The organism is Rothia mucilaginosa, from assembly GCF_049990865.1.
GTDB lineage: Bacteria > Actinomycetota > Actinomycetes > Actinomycetales > Micrococcaceae > Rothia > Rothia mucilaginosa_I.
The window spans coordinates 2006647-2029893 of the sequence record NZ_CP188231.1 but is presented as its reverse complement, the minus strand read 5'-3'; the positions used below and the strand labels follow the sequence as shown (position 1 = coordinate 2029893).

The 23247-nt window shown below is 59.7% G+C and carries 16 protein-coding genes; 3 read left to right on the top strand and 13 right to left on the bottom strand.

The window, feature by feature from the left end:
- Positions 1–227: 227 nt before the first annotated feature.
- Both ACP3RB_RS07880 and ACP3RB_RS07875 read right to left on the bottom strand, forming a co-directional pair.
- Positions 228–752 (bottom strand): ferritin, encoded by a 525-nt coding sequence (locus ACP3RB_RS07880; protein ID WP_303949617.1) that lies wholly within the window; start codon positions 750–752, stop codon positions 228–230.
- A 520-nt stretch (positions 753–1272) separates the two neighbouring features.
- Complete coding sequence (locus ACP3RB_RS07875; RefSeq protein ID WP_303949615.1) at positions 1273–1824, bottom strand: MarR family winged helix-turn-helix transcriptional regulator; 552 nt, start codon at positions 1822–1824, stop codon at positions 1273–1275.
- 1549 nt (positions 1825–3373) lie between these two features.
- Between ACP3RB_RS07875 and ACP3RB_RS07870 the strand changes: the two genes are divergently transcribed.
- Entirely contained in the window at positions 3374–3997 is a 624-nt protein-coding gene (locus ACP3RB_RS07870) for a superoxide dismutase (RefSeq protein ID WP_005507370.1), read from the top strand.
- Between the two features lie 123 nt (positions 3998–4120).
- Here the strand turns inward: ACP3RB_RS07870 and ACP3RB_RS07865 are convergent, their stop codons facing one another.
- The 5 genes from ACP3RB_RS07865 to ACP3RB_RS07845 form a co-directional block, all read right to left on the bottom strand.
- A complete protein-coding gene (locus ACP3RB_RS07865) occupies positions 4121–5851 on the bottom strand; it encodes an ATP-binding cassette domain-containing protein (RefSeq protein WP_426698982.1) in 1731 nt (576 codons plus the stop codon).
- 402 nt (positions 5852–6253) lie between these two features.
- Positions 6254–8116, bottom strand: a complete 1863-nt coding sequence (locus tag ACP3RB_RS07860) for an ATP-binding cassette domain-containing protein (protein WP_426698981.1) — start codon at positions 8114–8116, stop codon at positions 6254–6256.
- 662 nt (positions 8117–8778) lie between these two features.
- Positions 8779–9591, bottom strand: a complete 813-nt coding sequence (locus tag ACP3RB_RS07855) for an NUDIX hydrolase (RefSeq protein ID WP_315432430.1) — start codon at positions 9589–9591, stop codon at positions 8779–8781.
- A 261-nt stretch (positions 9592–9852) separates the two neighbouring features.
- Complete coding sequence (locus ACP3RB_RS07850; RefSeq protein ID WP_426698980.1) at positions 9853–10173, bottom strand: putative quinol monooxygenase; 321 nt, start codon at positions 10171–10173, stop codon at positions 9853–9855.
- A gap of 137 nt (positions 10174–10310) precedes the next feature.
- Positions 10311–10889 carry a TetR/AcrR family transcriptional regulator gene (locus tag ACP3RB_RS07845; RefSeq protein ID WP_424827167.1) on the bottom strand — a complete coding sequence of 193 codons (579 nt, stop codon included), beginning with the start codon at positions 10887–10889 and terminating at the stop codon, positions 10311–10313.
- A 197-nt stretch (positions 10890–11086) separates the two neighbouring features.
- Here ACP3RB_RS07845 and ACP3RB_RS07840 point away from each other — a divergent pair, with 197 nt between their 5' ends.
- Both ACP3RB_RS07840 and ACP3RB_RS07835 read left to right on the top strand, forming a co-directional pair.
- Positions 11087–12652, top strand: a complete 1566-nt coding sequence (locus tag ACP3RB_RS07840; RefSeq protein WP_426698979.1) for an MFS transporter — start codon at positions 11087–11089, stop codon at positions 12650–12652.
- A 223-nt stretch (positions 12653–12875) separates the two neighbouring features.
- Entirely contained in the window at positions 12876–14261 is a 1386-nt protein-coding gene (locus tag ACP3RB_RS07835; RefSeq protein ID WP_426698978.1) for a CoA-disulfide reductase, read from the top strand.
- Between the two features lie 437 nt (positions 14262–14698).
- On the opposite strand, the gene ACP3RB_RS07830 is transcribed toward ACP3RB_RS07835, so the two are convergent.
- The 6 genes from ACP3RB_RS07830 to ACP3RB_RS07805 all read right to left on the bottom strand — a co-directional run bounded on the left by ACP3RB_RS07830 (position 14699) and on the right by ACP3RB_RS07805 (position 23037).
- Positions 14699–15769 (bottom strand): alcohol dehydrogenase catalytic domain-containing protein, encoded by a 1071-nt coding sequence (locus ACP3RB_RS07830; protein WP_219102010.1) that lies wholly within the window; start codon positions 15767–15769, stop codon positions 14699–14701.
- A 293-nt stretch (positions 15770–16062) separates the two neighbouring features.
- Positions 16063–16917 (bottom strand): anchored repeat-type ABC transporter permease subunit, encoded by an 855-nt coding sequence (locus ACP3RB_RS07825; RefSeq protein WP_314075412.1) that lies wholly within the window; start codon positions 16915–16917, stop codon positions 16063–16065.
- Positions 16914–17795, bottom strand: a complete 882-nt coding sequence (locus ACP3RB_RS07820) for a metal ABC transporter ATP-binding protein (RefSeq protein ID WP_426698977.1) — start codon at positions 17793–17795, stop codon at positions 16914–16916. The genes ACP3RB_RS07825 and ACP3RB_RS07820 overlap by 4 nt, the downstream gene beginning before the upstream one ends.
- Complete coding sequence (locus ACP3RB_RS07815; protein ID WP_426698976.1) at positions 17792–18868, bottom strand: TIGR03773 family transporter-associated surface protein; 1077 nt, start codon at positions 18866–18868, stop codon at positions 17792–17794. Before ACP3RB_RS07815 ends, ACP3RB_RS07820 begins: the two co-directional genes overlap by 4 nt.
- 94 nt (positions 18869–18962) lie before the next feature.
- Entirely contained in the window at positions 18963–20714 is a 1752-nt protein-coding gene (locus tag ACP3RB_RS07810) for an anchored repeat ABC transporter, substrate-binding protein (protein ID WP_426698975.1), read from the bottom strand.
- On the bottom strand, positions 20701–23037 hold the full coding sequence (locus ACP3RB_RS07805) for a TIGR03773 family transporter-associated surface protein (RefSeq protein ID WP_426698974.1): 2337 nt from the start codon (positions 23035–23037) through the stop codon (positions 20701–20703). The genes ACP3RB_RS07810 and ACP3RB_RS07805 overlap by 14 nt, the downstream gene beginning before the upstream one ends.
- Between the last annotated feature and the right edge of the window lie 210 nt (positions 23038–23247).

Sequence of the window (23247 nt, the reverse complement as noted above, 5' to 3'; positions counted from 1 at the left end):
GCGGTATTCTGCGGCATCTAAGGCTTTTAAGTTTACTCCGCACTGTATGAGTATTCGAGTACCCGCTGGCGGCTTTTAGCTCCTGGACGGTGCGTTGCAATGGTTTTTCGTGGTTTATATACATAAACGTTCCGCCCTCGCCGCGTGGTGCGGTGAGGGCGGAACGTTTAATATTTCTGCAGGTATTCTGCGTGGTCGACTAGTGCTCTAGTCGCGCAAATGGGAGATTATGCGCCTGCGATAGCGGGTGCGCCGGACTCCTGACCGTGGTCGTGTGCCAGCTCGCGTGCAACGTAGTTCTCCAGGTCGAAGAGGTTGCCGTTTGCGCGCTTTACGACGGTCACCAGGGTCTCCATGGTTGCAACTTCCTCAACCTGTTCCTTCAGGAACCAGAGGATGAACTGCTCGCCCAGTGCGTAGTTCTCAGCGCGTGCTGCGGAGAACAGTGCCTCGATCTGACCGGTGACAACCTTCTCCTGTGCCAGGGACATGTCAACGATTTCCTGAACGTTCTCGAAGTCGTTCTTGACGGCGGGAACGGAGGGAATCTCGACCTTGTGGCCGCGGTCCAGCTTGTACTGAACCATCATGAGTGCGTGCTCGCGCTCTTCGAGGGACTGGCGGTAGAAGAACTTAGCCAGCTGGGGCAGGTCCTCACCGTCGAGCCAGATAGCCATGGACAGGTACTGGTGGGATGCAGCGAACTCGTGGCCGATCTGCTCGTTCAGAAGGTCGTAGAAAGACTTAGACATATGGTTTCTCCTTATATGGTGGTTGCTTTTGGGTGCCGGATGGCGCGGTGCAACCTGTTGATATTTATCGTAAGGGGTGGGGTGCGTCATGTACAGAGAGAAAAGGCTAATCGGTGAGGCAGATGAGGTATCCCTGACATATTGTCACCACTACCCTTAGTGTGGGTGACCTGAATACAACCTTTGGGATGGGTGGTATTGTGTGTGTTTCCTTGAGATTTCGCGGTTGAGGGAGGCACTGGATACCTCAACCTCCCACACACTTACACGAGGCGGCATGTGCTCGACAGCCGTTCATCCGGCGTTCCTGAGTGGTCCTCGAGCTGTAAAAATTTTTTTAAAATTCTTCGCATGTGGCGGTAGCTGGGGCTACTTGAGGCAGTTTTGGGTTCACCCGTGCCGTAGCGCTCGCGACTGCAAGAGGCTGTTTAAAGAAATCTATTAAAGAGATAAGGCACGTTCCCGGCGGGGAATGTGCCTTATCTCTGATTCTCTCAACTCTCACCCGGGGTGGAGGAGGTTATTGTACGGGGTAGTCCCCGCGCTTGAGTGCATCAATGGAGATGACGTTTGAGGGGGTGTTGCCCAGGACTGCCTCGCCGATTTCTGCGAGGTGCTCAACCTGCTCGGTCGTGAGGTGGTCGAAAATCTGGCGGCGTACTTCGTTCACGTGGCCGGGTGCGACCTCCTGCACCTTCTGCTCGCCTGCGGGGAGCAGGTGACAGATGCTGACTCGGCGGTCTTCGGCGCTGAGGGAACGGCGGACGTATCCGCTCTTCTCAAGGCGTGCCACGACGCGGGAGAGACGTGCAGGTAGGGTGTTGGTGGTAATTGCCAGCTCGGTCATGGTGAGGGAATGATCCCTAGACTCGGAGAGCATCGCGAGCACCATGTATTCAACGAAGCTAATGCCGGCTTCGGTCTGCAGCTGGTTTTCCAGCTTGCGGGTAAGGCTGAAAATGATGGAGCTGATAAAGAGCCAGCCTTCTCGCTCCTGCGGCGAAAGCCACTGGACGGATTCGCTGTGTGCGGTATTGTCAGGCCGCTGCGCAGGCGTGGTTGGTGTGGGCACGGGATTGGTTCCTCTTTTATCGGATATGGAGCTCCCTTTTTAAGGGGAGATGCGGTGTGTCGGCACCCATTGTAGCGAAAGGTCTTACGAGGTGACCCGAAATTGGTACGGTCAAGTAATGATTGACACTTTGGTGCTAATTTTTTGGAGGGTACTAGGGCCGTCTTTTTATACGCAGTGAGTGCAAAAACCTTGGATAAGTATGTGATGCACAACATGTTTAAAAAGATTTCCGGTACAAGTATAGATGAGAACATACCAGGAAGCACATTCGCACATCGAGCCAAATTCCGCGGAATATCAAGGTTTTTAGGGGTGTGGATGAAAATTCTGAGGGGTGCACAAAGGTTGCCAGGAGTGAAAAATAACAAAACGATAACAAAAATTTTAAAAAAATCTCGGTTTTGGCTTTGCAACCGTAATGAAACCGTGTACACTAATTACATAACGGGGTCGAAGGAAGCCTCCGAGGCGAGACCGGAAGCTCGCTTCGATAGGTTCGACTCTCTATTTATCGGTGATTGTCGTCGGTGTACGAGTAACTCGTATTTCTACCGACGGATGTGCGGTGCGGGTGCAGTTCGTGGTTGGGCTGCATTCCGTACCGTATCTTTTTAACTGAAATTTCTATCAACTCACTCTCTAAGAGCATCCAATGATCGGGTGCTCTTTTTCTTTGCTCTCATATCAGCGCCGGTGAGCCTTGTACGAGCCGGGGGGGGGGCGTACGAGGAGGCGCAAACACCTGCGCTGTGTGATTACACGGTGTAGCTACACGGCGAGACTGCACAGCGCGGTTGTACGGCGGGGCTGCATGGTGTGGTCGTGTTGCGTGGTTGCGCTGTGTACCTGCGGTATTGTTGCGCCGCATTGCTGCGCCGTATCGTGTCGGGAGCGTTATCCACAGGGTTTATCCACAGTGTGGAGAACTTACACGCATGTGATTTGGTGGAGCGGAGCCGAGGCTCGCCACGGATGCAATTTAAGAGCTCAGTAGAAAAATTCTTGTAATTACAGGCTTTCACAGCCGTTAAAACCGAGGGTCAGTTCTTAAACAGAAGAGCTTTTCACCTTTAAATCCGCGGAACGCCAGAGTTTCCACACCTGTGGATAACCCTGTGCACTTAATCCACCGCCTCCGGCGCTAAGCGGCGTGTAAGGGGGCTCGGCGTCCCTGCCGGCGCCCAATATTTTGGCTAGTAGAAGGAAAAACGCCCCGAATGAGGGCGAAAATTCCGCGGCTTATCCCCCGCACATCCCCAAAATGGGGTGTTATCCACAGTAGTTATCCACAGTGTGGAGAACTTACAGCACTGTTATTCACATGAGTGCATACCCTGTTATTTCAAGGCAGAAGAGAGCACCGATCCTGAAAAGCCTGTTGATACACAGGGTTATCCACGGGTGTGGGGAAAAGTTTCCGCCTAAAATCCACAGGCCCGCACGGATTGGTGCGCACATGTGACGCTCCCCAATTCATGAAAGGTAAAGTAAACGCTACGCTGGTAATCTTTAATACAGGCCAAGCATTCTAATGAAAGGCATCATCATGGCTGAAAAGTACACCCTCCCCGAGCTCCCCTACGACTACGCGGCGCTCGAGCCCCACATCTCCGCAAAGATCATGGAGCTGCACCACGACAAGCACCACGCAGCATACGTTGCAGGCGCTAACGCAGCTCTCGAGCAGCTCGAAGAGGCACGTGAGAACGGTGCATACGGCAACGTCTCCAAGCTCTCCAAGGATCTGGCGTTCAACCTGGGTGGCCACACCAACCACTCCATCTTCTGGAACAACCTGTCCCCCGAGGGCGGCGACAAGCCCACCGGCGAGCTGGCAGCAGCAATCGACGAGTTCTTTGGCTCCTTCGATAAGTTCCGCGAGCACTTCACCAACGTTGCACTGACCATTCAGGGCTCCGGCTGGGCAATCCTCGCATGGGACACCGTTGGCAAGCGCCTCATCATCGAGCAGCTTTACGATCAGCAGGGCAACATCTCCGTTGCACTGATCCCCGTTCTGCAGCTGGACATGTGGGAGCACGCATTCTATCTGGACTACCAGAACGTCAAGGGCGAGTACGTCAAGGCATTCTGGAACATTGTGAACTGGGCTGACGTTCAGGCTCGCTTCGAGCGCGCAGTGTCCCAGACCAAGGGCCTGGTCCTCTAATCTAAGGTTTTGTCAGCGCGGTGAAGTGGCCGCGATGAGATAACCAAAACGGGTGCCCGGCGCCTCCATGTTCGGAGGTGCCGGGCACCCGTTTATTGCGCCTGAAGTAGGCGCAGGCGAACCCTAGAGCGCCAGCGTGCGGTCAATACGGATGCGGCGGCAGAAGTCCTCGTCATGGCTCACGACGATGAGCGCGCCGGTATAGGCCTCGAGCGCCTGCACCAACCAATCCACTGAAGAAATATCGAGGTTGTTCGTCGGCTCATCCAGCATGAGCAGCTGCGGTACCGGATCAGCCAGAAGCACCTGCGCCACCGCTGCGCGGAAACGCTCACCGCCGGAAAGGTCGCCGGTCTTGCGGTGCACGCTCTCGCGACGGAAAAGTAGCCGCGCCAACTGGTCCCGAAGATGCTGTTCGCTCACGCCGGGGTTAGCTCGCTGCACGCTCTGCAGGAGAGTCAGCTCCGGGTCAAGGGCGATGCGCTGCGGAATATACGCTCCCTTGATGCAATAGTCGACGCGGTAGGCGGGCTGCACGGGGGAGCGGTAGTCCGCATCGCCTGCGTGGGCAATTGCCTCAAGGAGGGTGGTCTTGCCGCTACCGTTCGCACCGGTAATACGCAGATGCTCGGGGCCGCTGAGAATCAGATGTTCGGGGCGCTCCGCCGGGGTTCCCTGCTGACTCTCGTTATTCGCCTCAGCGGGTGAAAAATGCAGAGAATCAACCTTTGCAGGTTGCTGAACGGTAAATGTTTCACGTGAAACCTGGCTGGAATCAACCCTGCTCAGTTCCAACACCTTACGTCCCGCGGGTAGGGGTTGCTGGCTCAGTTCGGCATAAATTTTCTCCTGGATGCGCACCTGATCCTGAGCGTTCTGGTACGCCTCTTGAGCCTGCTCCTGCTTGCCCACGCGCAGAACTCGAAGCTTCGCCGCCGCCTGCCGCGAGGCATCCTTGGCGAGGGCAAGAATTGTGTCCGGCTGATCATCCTTCCACACGCGGGACATGTTCCTCGAGATAATCTCCTGAGCCTGCACCCACTCACGATGCGCCGAGCGCACCTCATTCTTCGCCTCGGTCACGCGCCGCTGAGCGGCCTGCTGTTCGGTGTCCAGTGCCTGCCGATAGGTGCTGTAGTTACCCTCGAAGAGACGCAGATGAGCCAGCCCCTGACGGTCCGCGTGAAGCTCCGCAATCACGTTCACACGCTCCAGCAGGTCGCGGTCGTGGCTAATAATGAGCGCCGGGCAGGGCAGTGCCTCCAGTGCGGTGAAGAGCTGAGCCTTCGCCGAGGAATCCAGATTGTTGGTCGGCTCGTCGAGCAGAATGAACTCGGGATCGGAAACCATGAGCGAGGCAAGTGCCGCAATGACCGCCTCGCCACCGGAGAAGCTGCGCATATCGCGAGTAAAGAGAGATCGGATAGCCTCCGGATTATCACGATCAACCAGTGTTGCCGGGGTAAACCCGTAGGTTGCCAAAGTAGCTAGGGTACGCTCCTCAACGTCCCAATTATCCCCGATGACCTCGTAGAGTTCGGGGGAGTACTCACCGGATTCCACCGCCTGCAGGGCCTGTAGAGTCTCGGCAATCCCACAGAGCTCGGCAAGGGTCTGCTCCCGACCCAGGCCCAAATCCTGGGGTAGATACGCCATCTGCTCCGGGACCGCCAAAGAGCCAGAATCCGGGGTTAAATCACCCAAAATCAACCTCATGAGGGTTGTTTTTCCGCAACCATTGTCGCCAATGAGGCCGGTCAGAGGCGCCGAAAATACTGCCGATAGATCCGCAAAAAGCGGAGGTTGGGTCGGGTGCGCGTACGAAATATGGTCGAGTGTAATGTGGCGTGACATGGGCCGAGTTCCTTCGAGTAGGTGCTCGGATTCCGGCCAGTGCACATGAGGTGTGAAGGCATGAAGAAACCCGAGCGTAACGGTGGATGTACCTGTGCCCGGGTGCGTGCGTGCTGACAGAAATAGGCAGGATAAAGCGACTATAGAGCTGTGCCTATAAAGCTGCTGCGTGAGCGCACGAAAAAATTCTGTGAGGTCCGGGCTTATGCTCGGTGGGTCATTTCTTTGATGCCTCCTAGATTCCGAATACCGCCCCGGTCGCGCCTTGGGTGGCTTCGGTCAAACGATACGTTCAACTCCGTAACTACCCCCACGATGGGGCAGCGTCGGAAGAGAGCTGAGGACTCCAGCATAGGAACTGACTGGGCGCTGAGTCAAACACCTTCCCATGTAGGAGAAGATTCAGCGTGCTGATTCCCCGAATGGTTCCTTCCCGAGAGTTTTTGTTGAAAGGTTGAGTGTGCGGTCAATGCGGATGCGGTGGCAAAAATCCTCGTCGTGGCTCACGACGATGAGCGCGCCGGTATACGCATTGAGCGCCTGCACTAGCCAATCCACTGAAGAAATATCGAGGTTGTTCGTCGGTTCATCCAGCATGAGCAACTGCGGTACCGGATCAGCCAGAAGCACCTGCGCCACTGCGGCGCGGAAGCGCTCACCGCCGGAAAGGTCGCCGGTCTTGCGGTGCACGCTCTCGCGACGGAAAAGTAAACGTGCCAGCTGATCGCGCAGGCGTTGCTCGCTCACCCCAGGGTTTGCCTGTTGTACGCACTGCAGGAGGGTTAGTCGCGGGTCGAGACTAATGCGCTGAGGAACGTACGCTCCCTCGATGCAGTACTCAACGCGGTAGGCGGGCTGCACGGGGGAGAGGTAGCCCGGGTCGCCGGAGTGGGCAATGGCTTTAAGGAGGGTGGTTTTGCCGCTGCCGTTTGCGCCGGTGATGCGCAGGTGTTCGGGCCCGCTGAGAATCAGATGTTCGGGGTGCTCGGTCGGGGTTTCCCTCTGAGATTTACCGCCCGTAGTATTGGGCGGCAAATGTGGAGAATCAACCCCGGCCGGTTGCTGAACCGTAGATATTTCACGTGAAACCCGGTGAGAGTCAGCCCTGTGCAACTCCAGCACCTTGCGTCCCGCGGGTAGGGGTTGCTGGCTCAGTTCGGCATAGATTTTCTCCTGCACGCGCAGGCTCTTTTGGGCTTCTCCAACTGCTGCACGTGCATCCGCCACCATGCTTTCGTGGGCTGTGTGAAGTTTTCCGGCAGAGCGCTCTGAACTATTTTTATCCAGGCCCATAGCCATGCCAGGTTTCCGCTTTGACCGTTCAAATTCGCGGCCTCGGCGGGCGTTGCGATCGAGCTTAATCTGGTTCTCGGCGCGCTCACGCACAGCCTTACGCGCCTCATTCTTCGCCTCGGTCACGCGCCGCTGAGCGGCCTGCTGTTCGGTCTCCAATGCTTGCCGGTATGTGCTGTAGTTACCTTCGAAGAGGCGTAGATATCCCAGCCCCTGGTGGTCGGCGTAAAGCTCCGCAATCACGTGCATGCGCTCCAGTAGGTCACGGTCGTGGCTGATAATCAGCGCCGGGCAGGGCAGCGCCTCCAGCGCGGTGAAGAGCTGCGCCTTCGCCACGGAGTCCAGGTTGTTGGTCGGCTCATCCAGCAGGATGAATTCGGGTTCGGAGGTTATGAGTGCGGCAAGCGCAGCAATGACCGCCTCACCCCCGGAGAAGCTGCGCATATCGCGAGCAAAGAGTGCCCGAACAGCCTCCGGGCTATCGCGGTCTACCAGCACCGCCGGGGTGAACCCGTAGGCTGTCAGGATGGTGAGGGTTCGCTCCTCAACATCCCAGTTGTCACCGATAGCCTCGTAGAGTTCGGGGGAGTATTCGCCGGATTCTACCGCCTGTAGCGCCCGCAGAATCTCGGAGATTCCGCAGAGCTCGGCGAGGGTCTGTTCCCGGTCCAGACCCAAATCTTGAGGTAGATACGCCATGCGCTCCGGTGTGGTCACAGACCCGGATTCCGGGGTCAATTCACCCAAAATCAACCTCATGAGGGTTGTTTTTCCGCAACCATTGTCGCCAATGAGTCCGGTCAGAGGCGCCGAAAACACCGCCGAAAGATCCGCAAAAAGCGGAGGCTGGCTCGGGTGCGCAAAGTGCAGGTGGGCGATGCTAACGTGCGCCGCCGCATGGGCGTGTGAACGGGCATCGCGGGAAGAAGCGGAACGGGGAAAGGTCGCCTGCGGCTGAAGTACGTGTGTCATACGAGCTCCTTGAATATAGACGCGAGTCATGGATGCTCGGGTACCCTCAGTCGCCAGAGTCGGCGGTGCTCATCCTACCGACTGTGTAGCGTGACAAAGGGGAAAGATGGAGGGGAGTGCCCCAAAAAAGGGCGCGAAAAAACCCGAGCGTAACGGTGAATAAACCTATGCCCGGGTGTATGCGTGCTGACAGAAATACGCAGAAAAAGGTGACTATATGGCTGTGCCTGTGAGGCTGTGCCTGTAGAGCTGCGCCTATAAAACCGCTGCGTGAGCGCACAAAAATCCTGTGTGAGTGCACGAAAATTCTGTGAGGTCCGGGCTTATGCTCGGTGGGTCATTTCTTTGATGCCTCCTAGATTCCGAAGGGCACCCCGGTCGCGCCTTGGGTGGCTTCGGTTCAACAATGCGATCAGCTCATTAGGTTACCCCCGCGGCGGGGCAACACGGATAGAGAGCTGATGAATCCAGCATAGGAACTATGTGAGCGGCGGGTCAAGTACCCTCCTATAAAACCTTCTGATAAGCACTGATACTCCCTAGAGAGCACTAGAGGGCACTAGCGAACACAAAAAGAGAGGCGACACCATTCGGTGCCGCCCCTCCTTTAGGCATTAAATCTGCGCGCGTAAAACGCGGCTCATGCCCGACAATAAAAGCTATTACGCCTCGTGGCGCTCACGGTACATGCCCAGCGGGCCCGCATCCGCGTACGCCTGAGCGTCGTTGTAACGGTACAGGCGCGGCGGGCGGTGGCGGGTGCCCTCCACACGGCGGCCGGTGTCAATAATCGACTTCGACGCCGCAATCTGGCGGCGGAAGTTCGCCGGATCCAGGGTGCGACCCAGAATCGCCTCGTACACCTCACGCAGCTGCGCCAGGGTGAACTCCTCACCCAGGAAAGAGTGCGCAATACGCGAGTACTCGACCTTGTTCTGCAGGCGGTAGAGTGCGTACTCAATGATTTCATTGTGGTCGAAGGCGAGTTCGGGCAGCTCATCCACCGGGAACCAGCGGATGTTCTCGTGCACGCGGGTGTTTGCAACTTCGGTGGCGGGAATCGACGCCCAGTACACCACGGAAACCACGCGCTCGTGATCAGCACCGGGTACCGGGTCGGGCTCGCCAACAACGCGGGCGGCACGCGCCTCGGGGGTGCGCAGAACGTCACCGAATGCGTAGAGCTGCTCCAGGTAGCCGGGCTGCAGGTTGGTTGCACGCTTCAGCGTCGAAGCTGCTGCCTCTTCGAGGGAAAGATTCGGGTTGAGCGGGCCGCCAGGAAGTGCCCACTGGCCCTTATAGGGCTCGCGGAGGCGGCGAACCAGCGGCAGCCACAGGGTCGGGTGGGTTTCGTTGTCCTTGGGACGCAAAGCTAGAATCACGGTCGAAACAGCGAGGGATACAGAGGTGTGGTCCACGTCGTGGTGCTCTTCGACGGCAACTGCGCCGGGAAGAGGCTGGGCTGCGATGCTCATTCAGGCCTCCTGTGCGAATGGGTATCGATAGGTGTGCATACCCTACCCATTTTAAGGGGTTAATAGGGTAAAAATGCACGCAAGGCACCCGCCGACCCGAAAACCGGTATCAACCGCGTCGTGTCAAGGGGAAAAAGTTCAGGTACCGGACACGCAAAGCGCCCCTCCACACTGCTCAAACGGCAGAGAGGAGGGGTGCTCCAGCGTCTACTTATGCAACGTCTAACTATGTAATTTTAGGGTGCATGCCGGGGGTGCAGACTAGTCGATCTGCAGCTCGCCCATTGCGTCCCAGTCGTCGCCGTCAATCAGGCGAGAAATAATCTTCGGGGTTGCGGTCAGCAGCGGACGCATGTCCTTCATTGCCTGCTGGAAGTGGTCAGAGTTGACGTGCGGGCCAGCTGCGTCGTCGTTGAAAGCCTCGAGCAGAACGAACTCGTTCGGGTCCTCAACGCTACGGGACCACTCAAAGAACTTATTGCCTTCCTCGGCGCGGGTTGCCTCGGTGAAAGCGTGGGTCTTCTCGATCCACTGGTCAGCGTATTCGGGCTTGACGGGGAACTTTACAGCAATGAAAATCATTGGAACTCCTTGATGGAAGGGTAGATACGTACCCTCCCAGTTTATGCCCTGGGCGCTCGCCGGCGCTGAAGAATACGGTGTGAGGCAGCGGTTTTAGCGTGTGGCTTTAACCGCTGTCTCGAGTGGCTTTTGCGGTTTTAGTGAGCCGCCGCTTTGAGAACCTGCAGGGCGCGTTCCAGCGCCGCACGGTCTGCCGTGATGGCGGCTGCCCTCTGCGGGTTGGCGGAGTCGCCTCCGAACGCCGCGTTGTAGTACATGCCGTCACCCAGAAGCAGTACGGCGCGGGCAATCTGCTCGTCACCGATCTCCGCGAGGACGAGCGCATGCCAGCCGTCCTGTACGCGTGCCATGGTCTGTTGGGCAAGCTCGTTATTGCTCTGCGCCAAGCGACTCAGGGCGATCAGGGAGCGGTCGAATGGCGAATTATCGGGCGTGGAGGAATTGATGTAGTAGGCGCTTGCCCCCTCGGGTGCCTGCTCCATGGCCGCGAAGTCCTCTTCAGCCAGGGCGAGGGTGCGTTCTGCGAGCGCCTCAAGTAGTGCCTTCTTGGAGGAGAAGTGGTAGAGTAGCCCGCCCTTGGAAACCTTGGCGGCGGTGGCGACGGCGTCGAGGGTTGCGGCGCGTTCTCCCGAGCGAATCAGCAGGTCGACGTAGGTGTCGAGGATGTGTTCGCGGGAGTTGTTGGCGCGCTGTTTTCGGTGGTTGGGGGTGGTCATGGTTACCAGTCTAACCGCTTGAAACTATACCGTCCAGTTGGTATAGTTAATCTTCGTTTGTGGACCCACCCGAACCCCTAAAACCTCCGGGCAAGCCCCGAAACCACACTAAAAGCCCCAGTCCAAAAGATAGGCCGAGCTGATGCCGCCACGTCCGCCGTATCAGCCGAAACCCCATAGACGCACGAAAACAACCCATGACGAATCACAATCCGCACACCACGGCTCTGCCCCTTCACGCCCCCAACCAGAAGACCAAGCGCTGGGCGGCACTCGGCGTGCTCATGCTCCCGGTGCTCCTGGTCTCCATCGACAACACGGTGCTCGCCTTCGCGGTGCCCGCAATCGCTAAGGCGCTGAGCCCCTCCTCCGCGGAGCAGCTGTGGATCGTTGACTCCTACCCCCTGGTGCTCTCCGCCCTGCTCGTGCCCATGGGCGCTATCGGTGACCGTATTGGCCGCCGTAAGCTGCTGCTCATCGGTTCGACCGGCTTCGCGGCGATTTCTGCGCTCGCGGCATTCGCGCCCTCCGCGCTGATGCTCGTGGTTGCCCGTGCCCTGCTCGGTATTTTTGGTGCCATGCTCATGCCGGCAACCCTGTCGATTATTCGCAATATCTTTGTGGATGCGACCGAGCGCCGCATCGCTATTGCCGTGTGGGCTTCGGGCTTCTCCGCCGGTGCGGCGCTGGGTCCGATTGTGGGTGGTTTCCTGCTGGAGCACTTCGAGTGGGGTTCGGTGTTCCTGCTTGCTGTGCCGATTCTGATTCCGCTGCTGATTCTTGCTCCGATCCTGGTGCCCGAGTCGAAGGACCCGAACCCCAGCCCGGTGGATCCGCTGAGCATCCTGCTGATTATGACCGGCATGACCGGCATTACCTTCGGTCTGACTCACACCTCCGAAACCGGTTTCGACGCGGTGGCAATTAGCACCATCCTTGCCGGTCTGTGCCTCATCGTCCTGTTCGTGCTGCGTCAGCTCAACCGCGAGAAGAACGATATTCAGCCCATGCTGGATGTGCGCCTCTTCCGCAACACCGTATTCACCGGTGCGATTACTGCAAACCTCATCTCCATGATGGTGGACGTCGGCTTCATCTACTTCGCCTCTCAGCACCTGCAGTTGGTCTCCGGTCTGCCGCCCATGTACGCCGGTATGCTGCTGATTCCCGGTACCCTGGCGACCATTATCGCCGGTCTGGTGATTGCGCGCGTGGCGGTGCACTTCCACCCGGCGCAGGTGGTGTCCTTCGGTCTGGCACTCAACGCTGCCGCGTTCGCGGTGCTCGCCTTCCTGGGTGCGCATAACGACCTGGTTATTATCCTGATCTTCATCGTGCTCGGTACCGGTATCGGTATTGCGCAGACCATTTCGAACGACCTGATGCTCTCCAGCGTGCCGCCGCGTAAGGCGGGTGCGGCATCCGCGATTTCTGAGACCTCCTACGAGATGGGTGCGGTGCTCGGCACCGTCATCATTGGCGGTATGCTCACCGCCATCTACCGCGCAAACATCGTCATGCCCGCCGGTCTGGATGAGACCCTTGCCGACCACGCTCACGAAACCCTCGGCGGTGCCGTGACGGTCGCACACCATGTGGGTGGCGAGCAGGCAAACCAGCTGCTCTCCTCCGCATTCGCCGCCTTCGACTCCGGCGTGGTGGTTAGCTCCGCGTTCAGCGCCGTGCTCATGGGCGTTATGGCTGTTATCAGCCACCTCATGATCCGCAAGGCACCGCGCGAAATGAAGCCCGCAGAACACTAACCCAGCCTACTAACCCTGCACTAATTCGGGTACGTAAGCCCCGCCTCCTGACGCTACCGTAGCATTGGGAGGTGGGGCTTATTCTTACGCACCCACCTGCGCATTTAAAGGTTCAGCACAGGTGCCGGTGGTACGGTAAAAATAGTGGGCTCACGCCCGAAAAAGACACCCCGAAAAAGGCCGAGGAACCAGCGGCTCCACGCACTCAAGGAGGAACGCCACCATGGGACTCAAAGACTGGGTAGCCCCCTTTATTACGCTACTCATCGGTGCCAGCACCATCTTCATCTCCTACAAGAACTACCAGGCGCAGGCGGCGGCAAAACCCTCCGAACTGGCACGCCTGGAGCTGTGGAGTAAGCTCCTCACCGAAGCCGGTATGGACATCAGCGCGCTCCCCGACCCGGAGAGCCTCACCTCCGACCAGCGCGTCATTCTGGAAAACTACCGGGTCTTCCTCAAACGTGCCTCCCTCGAATCGAAGTTGCGTAAAGTCGGCATCGACAGCAACCGCGTGTTCAGCCTGCTCATGAAGCGTGCGCACTCCTCCGTGAAGCCTACGCCCCTCCCCATTGGCGATTCAATCCGCTACTACCGCCTGATTCTGCGCGGGCTGCTGTACATTTGGACGCCCCTCGCCGTGGTGTTCATTGGCGTGCCGATTATCGTGGCAACCATCGCCTACCTGGTGCGTATCTTCACCGGTCAGCCGGTGGACTGGACCAGCTACAGCCTGCCGCCCATCGCGGTGGTTCTGCTACTGGTGGGTGCCGGCGCGGTGGGTTCCCTCGTGTACCTGCAGAACCGCATTATCTCCGCGATTATCGCGAACAACGTGTACTTCTACTTCTGGGATATTTACGGCTCCAAGAAGGGCGCCCGCGATTCGAAGCACGCCTACAGCGAGCGCCTGGTGGCTAAAACCTACGCCGACCAGCTGTTCTTGGGTCAGCAAGAGTTCGCCCACCAGTTCCGTGAAAATATGTACATGGCGGGTATCCAGGAGATTGACGAGTACCCGCGCGTGCTCAGCGACACGGGGATGCTACCGCGTAACTACCGGGTTGTGGAAACCACCGAGGGTGAGGACCGTATCGACCGTGCCGTGAACTGGGTGCGCTCCAAGATTGGTTTTGAGCGTCTTGAACCGCGCATCATCTATACGCTCGAACATAAGGACGCGCACAGGGATGAGCAGAAGGATGGGCGGAAGGACTCTGCGCACGGCGTAGCTCCTGAGCAGCCTGTGGATGTTCAAGACAAGGAGGCGCAGGGTCAGGACACGCAGAAGGCTTCGGAAGTACCCGCATCAGAGGTGCCCGTTTCGGAAGAATCTGTCTCGGAAGAACCCATCGTCGCGGAGGTGCCCATTGAAGCACCTGCCAATCATCCTACTGACATGCTTGCTGATATGTCTGCCAGGGATCTAGCTGATGCACCCACCGAGCCCGTCACCGGAAGCGCCGCTGGACCTTCCCTCGCATCTGGGGTATCTGCCGCATCCGGCGCGGACGACCCCACGGAGGTGTTCAACCCCATCCCCCATGATGCCGATAGTCATGAGAAGAGCGGCGATGATAAAGCCGCCGGTGAGAAGCCCAACAACTAAATAGCCCGCCCGGGGCGCCAAAAATCCGGGGCATAGAAAATCCCCGGGGCACAGAAAATCTGGGCATGAGAAGAGGGTCGCAGCCTACGAATCGCCATTGAATCATATGCGTGCGACCCTTTTCCTTTCCCTTCAAGGAGGAGCAGAATCGGAGGTACCGCCCGACCAAGAAGAGTCAAATGATGCGCCCCTCCGCCAGTAGAGGTTGCCTGGCAGAAGAACCCGCTACAGCGGGTCGGCAGAGCACCCGGCAGAGGAGGCATCACGCCTTAGAAGCTTGGCCCCTGGGGGGGGTGATTCGCGCTCCGGGTGGGACCTACCCTCTCCCACCCGGAGGCGAATCGTGGGGATGTTCGCAGTGTCATGAAGACATCCCACCGAAATCCCTAACGAACGTTCGGGGTTTCAGTATGAGCGGTATATGAGCCTACCGCGGTCTATGCCGCAACCTCGGGGTTGCGGGAGATAACAACCTTCACCACGTTGTGCTCAGCAGCGTGGGTGAACAGGTCGTAGGCCTCCTCGAACTGGTCGAAGGTGAAACGGTGGGTTGCCATAGCCTTAGCGTTCAGGCGACCCGAGCGGACCATGTTCAGCAGGTTACCGACGGTGTTGCAGTTGACCAGACCCATGTTGATGCGAACGTTTGAAATCCACATGGTGTTCAGGGGCAGCTCAACGGGCTTGCCGTGCACGCCAGCGTTAGCGATGTTGCCGTAGGGGCGAACAATCTTGGTGCAGGTCTCGAAGGTCTGCGGAACACCCACAGCCTCAATTGCCACGTCCACGCCCAGGCCGTCGGGGGAGAGAGCCTTAATCTTCTCGATGAAGTCCGGGTCGCCCGCGTTGACCTTATCGGTTGCGCCCAGCTCCAGTGCCTTGTTCATACGGTTCTCGTCGAAGTCGATGGTGATGACGCGGCCAGCACCGCAGAGGTTAGCGGTCATAATCGCACCCAGACCCACGGGGCCTGCACCCACGACAGCGACGGTGTCGCCGGGCTTGGTGTTGCCGTTCAGAATACCGATCTCGAAGCCGGTGGGCAGTGCGTCGGTGAGGAAGAGGACGTCCTCATCGGTCAGGCCCTCCGGAACCAGGTGAACCGAGGTCTCTGCGTAGGGAACACGCACGTACTCTGCCTGGGTGCCGTCAATCATGTAACCGAAAATCCAGCCGACACCACCAACGGTCTGGCAGTGCGAAGGCTGGTTCGCCTTACAGTAGGAGCACTTACCGCAGCTGGTCACGGCGGGGATGATGATGCGGTCGCCGACCTTCAGGTCAGTCACCGCGGAGCCAACCTCGGTAATGGTACCGACAGCCTCGTGGCCGAGGATGCGTCCGTGGTCCACCTCGGGGCAGTCGCCTTTCAGGATGTGCAGGTCAGTACCGCAAATGGTGGTGGTGTCGACACGGGCGATAACGTCCGTGGGCTCAAGAATGGTGGGGTTCGGGACTTCCTCCCAGGCGCCCTTCTGGTCGGGGCCGTGGTACACATATGCCTTCATGGTGACTCCTTCATTGAAGCTCTGATGAGGGTGCAGTGACTGCTTTATCACTACATGTATCAACCCATAAGAAATATTTGATAGGTTGTATTTTCATTAAACCCGACGTGTTGAATTAAGCGCTTTTATTACGCGGAGTGTATCTTTTAGTTCTTTAAACATGAACATGGTTCATTTTGGGTGCTTAAGACTTGTAAAAACGCACGAGGCGCACCCCCAAAACAGGGATGCGCCTCGTGCGTTTAGTCGAGAAAAGTTGGGTTGAGCGGGGGTTGAGTTCGGAGCTCAGCAGCTTAGCTCTTCAGCTGGGCACGCGCTCGCGAACGAACCGCCGTCACCGCCCACACCAGCACAAAAGCCGCCACCATCGACAGCACAATCGTGCCACCGGTCGGCAGGTTAAACGCCCACGACAGGTACAGGCCAACAATCGAGCAGGTACCGCCAAACACCGGTGAGAACACCATCATCGACCCCAGTCGGCGGCACGCCAACCGGGCAGCCGACGCCGGAATCACCAGAAGCGCCAACACCAGCACGTTACCGAGGGTTTGCAGACCCAGCACCACAGAAATGGTCACCAGAACGTACAGCACAATATCCAGGGCAAGCACCGGCAGACCCATCGCGCGGGCACTCTCACGGTCCAGGCTGACCGTCACAATCTGGCGGTGGAACAGCCACAACACCAGCAGAATAACGGCACCCATGATCGCCGCCTGGGTAATGTCCTCATTCGAAACACCCACAATCGAGCCGAACAAGAAATCCTGCACCGACCCTGAATAGCCCGGCGCCAACGAAATAATCACAATACCCAACGCAAAGGACGCCGCGAAGAAAATACCGATCACGGAATCCTCGCGTAGCCGCTGATTCTGGCTAAAAATAGCCACCAGAATAGCCGTCACCACGCCCGCGGTCAGGCCGCCCATCACCAGGTTGCCGCCCAGCACGAACGCCACTGCAAGACCCGGGAACACCGAGTGCGCCACCGCATCGCCAATGAAGACCATGCCGCGCATCAGCACGTGGCAGCCCACCACACCGGTAACCACCGACGCGAGCAGCACAGCCGCCAGGGCGCGCGGAAGGAACGCCAGCGACGGGTTGAACAGGTCGGCAAGAAAATCGATAGGAGTAATCAACGGGCACCCCCGGTGGAAGTAGAAGTATCAGCGGGGGAGAGGGAAGAGCCAGAAGCGCAGGAATCAGTCAGCTCGTGGCCGTACTCATCCAACGCACCACCGGCACAGGTGAAGCCCGTGCGGGCGTGGCCCTGCGCCTCCTCAATATCGTGACCGTGCAACCACGTATGCAGCTGCTCCAGGCTAAAGGAGTCCGCCGGACCATCCAGGTGAATATTGCCGCGCACGCCGCACAGGCGCGAGCAGGACTCGCGCGCCGCCAGCATGTCATGCGTAGACATCAGAATCGTGATGCCCTCCGACGCCAACTCACGGTACAGGCGAGTCAAAGTGGTCTGAGTTGGCGCATCCACGCCCGTAAACGGCTCATCCAACAGCAGCAGGGAGGGGTTCGCCGCCAAAGCACGCGCCAAAAGAACCCTCTGACGCTGACCGCCGGAAAGCTCCGCAATGGAAGCGTCCTGCAGGTGTAGAACATCGGTGCGTTCCATCGCCGAAAAAACCTGCACCCAGTCCTTCTTTGCCGGGCGGCGGAAGAACCCAATCTCACGCACGCGACCGGTCATCACCGTATCCTTGACGGTCAGCGGAAAATCCCACTGGAACTGGTGCTTCTGCGGCACATAACCAATATGCGCACGCGCCACACGCGGCGACTCACCCAACACACGAACCTGACCGGACGCCGGGCGAATCAGACCCAAAATAGTGCGCAGCAGCGTGGTCTTACCAGCACCATTAGCGCCAATCAGACCCGTAAACTCGCCGCGCTCCAGGGTCAGGGACAGATCCTTGAGGATGGAGCGGCGCGCGTAGCCGGCGTACAGGTTTGAAATCTCTAGAACGGGCTCAGTGCCCGCTGTTACCGACGCGTTCACGAACGGTCACCGCGTACTTCATCCAGAGCCTCACGCTGCGCGGAGGAGCGGCGACGGAACGAAAGGAAGGCGCCCACCGCAATGACAGCTAGAACGCCGATAACAATAGAAGTCGAAATCGTGAACTCAGCACGGAAACCACCCTTGTCGCTCGTAGCGGCGGCAGAAGAAGTACCGGACGCCTGGGTGCCGGCGGCCTGAGAAGCGGAGCTCGACGAAGCATCGGAAGAAGCCGAACCCGAACCGCGAGCCTGCGCCTCCATCGCGTACAGGGCATCGGCGCTCGCAGAATCGCCCACCGCAAACTTCAGGTAGCGGGTATCAGACACGGTCGAACCATCAGAGAGCTCAGCGCTCGCGGTGACCTTCAGCAGGTACTCGCCGGGGGCGGTGAACACCCAGTTCGCGTGGGTGTGAGTGTTCTTCTCCACCCACAGCTTCTGCGGCTCATTCTTGGTCGAGGACCACAGCACCTGCGGCGCCGAGAAGTTGCCGTTCTCCAGGTACAGGCTGAACGTGCCGGGGCCGCTCACCTGCTCCAGGGTCAGGTTCACGCCGCGGTTCAGCTTGGACACCAGCTGCGGATCCTGAGTGTTCCAACCCGGCCAAATCACGCCCTTAGCTTCGGTCTGCGGAATCACGTACACCTTAGAACCGGCGGGCGCACCCACGAAGGAGTAGCGCGGGTCGTTCGGCACCTCAAGGATCGCCTGGTCGCTACCGCGGTAGATGACCTCGTCCAGGCTGCGCCAGACGGGGGTTTCACCGTGGTCGTCGTGGAGCATGAGCTCGAACTTGCCGTTGTTGAAACGAGGGCCCATATCCACGTGACCGGCGGAAATTTCGGTGCGGCCGGATGCGACCGGCTGCTCCGCCGACAGGGTCTGGGTGAGGGCGCGCTCGCCGCGGCTCAGGTTGCTGTCGCCCGGCTGAGCCGAGGCGCTCTCGGCGGTTGCCGGGGTGGTTTCCGCGTGTGCCACGCCCAGGGGTGCAAGCATCAGGCTGGCACCCAGAGCCAGGGCGGGCAGGGCACGGCTACGCAAGGAGCGGGAGGGGGTGGTTGAGTTCATCATGAGGACTTCCTTGGATCATGACCGAAACGGTGTGTGAAAGATTGTCTATATGCTGATACGGCTATATGAGCTTGTGGGGAGCTTAGAAACCGGGTTACGAGGTGCTCGCCTCCGAGCAGCTAGCGCCCGAAGATTCAGTGCTGGAGTTAGAACCAGAGCACAGCGCAATCGTGTGAGCATTCGCCAACATCATCTGCGCGTAGTGAGGAGCCTGCGCATCCAGCGTGTCCGAATAGAGCACCCCGGTACGCACCTGAGCCTCCCGAGCCAGCTCCGTGAGAACCGGTGAGCGCATCGCCGTGGACTTATCCAGATAAATCGCTGGGACCTTCAAATCCTCGACCGTGCGACGCAAACGCTGACGCTGCTGAATACTCGGCTCGCCACTGGCACTAGCACTCACAAAACCGGCAATGTGCAGCCCGTAGGTGCTCGCCAGGTAGCGGTAGCCGTCGTGCGTGGTGACCAGGTTGCGTGCCGACTCCGGCAGGGCTCCGTACACCTGACGTAGCTGAGCGTCCAGGGCGTCAAGCTCCTTCATTACCTGCTCAGTGCGGGTTGCGTACTCGCTCGCACCCGCCGGATCGGCGGAGGTGAGTGCGTCGCGAATGACCTGTACGCTCGCCTTCGCGTTCGGCACCGAATGCCAAATGTGCGGGTCGATTTCGCCGTGCACATGCTTGCCTAAAACAGCCTGCGCCAGCAGGTACACCTGACCGCGATGCTCCGAAGCACCCGAACGCAGGAAACGGTAGCTACCGCCGGCGGGCACCTCCTGCAGAGTGCGGGATGGGACCGCGACCACGGTGCGGTTCAGTTCGTACTCCACGGCACCCTGGGAGGAATCCGCGCGGAGCACGAGCCTGCCGTCACCGGTGCGTGCCGTAATATCGGCGTGACCTGCCGAAAGAACCTTGATGTCCGAGGCGGAAACGTTCTGTTCCTTCGCCAGACGGTTCACCAGCTCCTGCGGGTCACGACCGACCGCGCAGTACAGGGTGCCGCGCGAAGAACGCACCGACTCCGGCGCATTGACTGCGGTGGCGCTCAGCTCAATCGCGTACTCGCCGGCATCACTAAACGCCCACGACAGGTGCGTATGCGCCTGCAACGGAAGCTCTAGCGAACCCATATCGCCGGTACGGATCGCGGTGTCCCCCTCACGGGTGAGGTTCACGCCGCGCGCATGCGAATCGCACAGCATCTCCACCGCGCCGAAGGTCTGCGTAATGAACGCCGCCAACTGCGCATTCGACGAATCCGTAGAGGTGCGCGCCCGCACGCTCTGCACCTCAAAGCGCATGCCTGCATCCGAAGAGTCGGTGGGGGCAGACTCGTTCTGCCCGCCCTCTTCAACACGCAAACCCAGCCAGATGGAGTCCAGGGAGGCATCCTCAACAATGGCTTCGAGCTTGCCGCCGTACTGCTCAATCTTCTCCGCAACCGCCACGGACACAACCCCGGCGGGCAGGTTCGCCTCAACCATTTTGCTGAGCTTACGCTGCTCCAGCAGCAGACCGTTCGTCAGGGCACAACGGGCGTAGGCGACATCGCGGATATCGCGCAGGCTGGGCTCATACGAGTGCGGGTCAGCACCGGCAGGCACCAGAGAGTGCACGCTGGCGCGCTCCCCGGCAATCTGCTGCGCCAAATCAGCCAGAATCGGGGTCGTGGCGACCACGCGCATCCGGTCAGAGGAAGTGTTCACGGTGCTGGCGCATCCGCTCAGTGCAAAGGCGCCAGCCCCCACCCCCGCACCCACCGCGATACGGGAGGCGAGGGTGAGGGCGGTACGCCGACTATATGCTTGTGCGCGGTTGCCGGTATGCTCGCTATGCGGTGTCACCGCTGCGGCCCTTTCGGCGTGCCGAACGCAGAATCATGGCACCGAGTGCCAGCGCCAGAATGGAGGTGCTGACCATGAACGGGTCGATGACCACACCGGTGTTCGGCAGCTTACCTGCGGCGGCTGCCTTCTGGGCGTTCGCGAGTTCCTGGCTGGTCAGGGCGCAATCCTCACCGGAGGCGGTCTTGCCAACGATACGCACCTTGGATCCGTCGGGCTTGGTGACGACGCCGGTGGCTTCGTCTACGGAGCCGTTGACGGGGTTCTTAGCGGTGCTCTTCTCGCCACCGGTAGCACCGTTAGCGCCGTTAGCGTTGTTGCCGCCGCCCTGCTTGGTGCCCGCCGCACCCTGCGCGTTGTTGCTTGCCGGGGCGTTATCGGGGTTGCCGACGGTGAAGTGCAGAACCGATTCACTGCTGACCTGCTGGCCGTTCTTCAGGCGTGCCGTCCAGCCGATAGTCACGGTGTAGCGACCCTCGGCGGTGAACACCCAGTTGCTGTGCTGGTGGGTGTTCGCGGGCACCTGGAAGGAACCGCCGCTACGCGAATCGAAGACCTTCTGACCGGCGGAACCGAAGTTACCGGAGAGGAAGGTGGACATGGTGCCGGGGCCCTCAAAACCGTTGAGGCTCATGGTGACGGGGCCGTCGAGCTGCTTGAGCAGTTCGGGGTCCTGGGTGCTCCAGCCGAGCCAGGGCACGCCCTGCTGCTGGGTTGCACCAATCATGTGTACGGGGGTGCCCGCCGGGGCGATATTCTCCATGCCTGCGGGCAGGTTGAGCTTCGCGGCATCATTGAGCACGAACTCGAGGGCGCCGGGGGAGACGTGGCGGGCGGGGCTGGTGCGGTCGTCCTTCACGCTACTGGTGAGGGTGCCGCCGTTGAGGATCGGGCCCACGTCAAAGTGGCCGTGGGTGACTTCTTCACGGCCGCTGTGCTCGGCGGTGTTGACCACGGCGAGGGTGGGGATGCTGGTCGGTGCCTGGGCTGCCTGGTTGCTCTGCTTGTTGTCCTTCTGAGCGTCCTTGGAATCCTTGGAGTTCTTGGCGTCTTCGGCGGGAACCTCGGTGGCGATGCACTGCTGGTTCAGGCTACCGGGCAGACCGGAAGATAGCACACCGCTGCCGGTAATGCCGCCGCCGTTGCTGGGTGCGCTGACATTCTGGGCGTTGGAGCCCTTCACGCTGCTGCGGGAATTGCCGTCCTTGCTTTCGCCCTTGTTGGAGCCGTTATTGGTGTTGTCGGTGCCGCTGATAGCGGTAACACCGGATCCGCCCTGGGATGCCTGCTCACCATTCGCCGCCGCCTTCGCGCCGTTCGGGTCGGTCACCTGCGCGGCGTTCTGGCCGTTCACGGATCCATCCACGCGGCGAATGCCGGTGGATGCGCTCGCCTCCGCCGATGCACTTACCTCAGCACTTGCGGAGGCAGAAGCGGAAGCAGATGCGCCGGGGGTGCCGGTGGCACTCTCGGTTGCGGTGGAGGTCGCCTCGGGGGTTTCGGTCGCTTCGCTCGTGCTTTCCTTTGCTGCTTCCTTCGCAGCGTTCTGCGCGTTCAGGAGCTTGAAGCCCTCCTCAGCGTCGGTGCCCACAGCGATGGTGTAGGTCGCCTCGGAGCTGACCGGGGTGCCGTCGGCAAGGGTTGCGGTGGCGCGGAAGGTCAGCTGGTAGATACCCTTGCGGGTGAATGCCCAGCTGAGGTGCTCGTGACCGCCAGAGGTAATGGTGTGCGGTGCGAGCTTGTCGTTGGTGCTGAAGACGCGCGGGTTGTCGCGGCCGGATTCGGTGAAGACTTCGGCGCGGCCGCCTTCGGGTACGCTGCTGCGTACGAGTTCAAGGTTGATGATGTTGTCCTTGAGCGCGCCGGGGCGGATTCCTTCCGCACCGAGGCCGGGGTAGAGCAGGCCGCGGGTGCGGGTGGAGGGAATGTAGAAGATGTCGGTGCCTTCGGGGGCAATGTAGTCGTAGCCTGCTACGACGTTGGTGTGTGCGTCCTCGACGTCGGGCAGGTGGAAGACGGTGCGGGCGGGGTTGAATCGTCCCTGCTGGCCGGGGCCGGTGTCTGCGAGGGTGGCGAGGGTGAACTGGTTGCCGTCGAGGAATGCGTTGAGCATTTCGGTGTGTACGCCCGCGATGACGTAGTCGCCTTCGTAGTTGACGTAGCTGCGCGACTCGGTACCTGCCTGGGCACTTGCCTGGTTTTCCTGCGCCTGTGCGGCGGTGAAGGTGCCGACCTGGGGGAGGGCGAGGGGCGCCCCGAGTGCGAGGGTGCATCCGAGGGTGGTTGCGCTGAGTAGGCTCAGGGGTTTGGTGCGTCCTTGCATGGTGGCTCCTTGGATGACTGCTCGTTGACAGGCACACTGCCCGATGCTTTCGGGGTTTGCCCGGTGCTGGGCCCAGTGCTGGGCCCGGTATTAGATCCGGCGACCTGTTGCCGGTTTCTCCCTTGCGTCCGGGGTGTGCTCTGCCGTGTTTTTCTCTTTGTGGATGTGCGTGGTGTGCGTTTTTGGGCGCGCCTCTGCGCACACGTATTT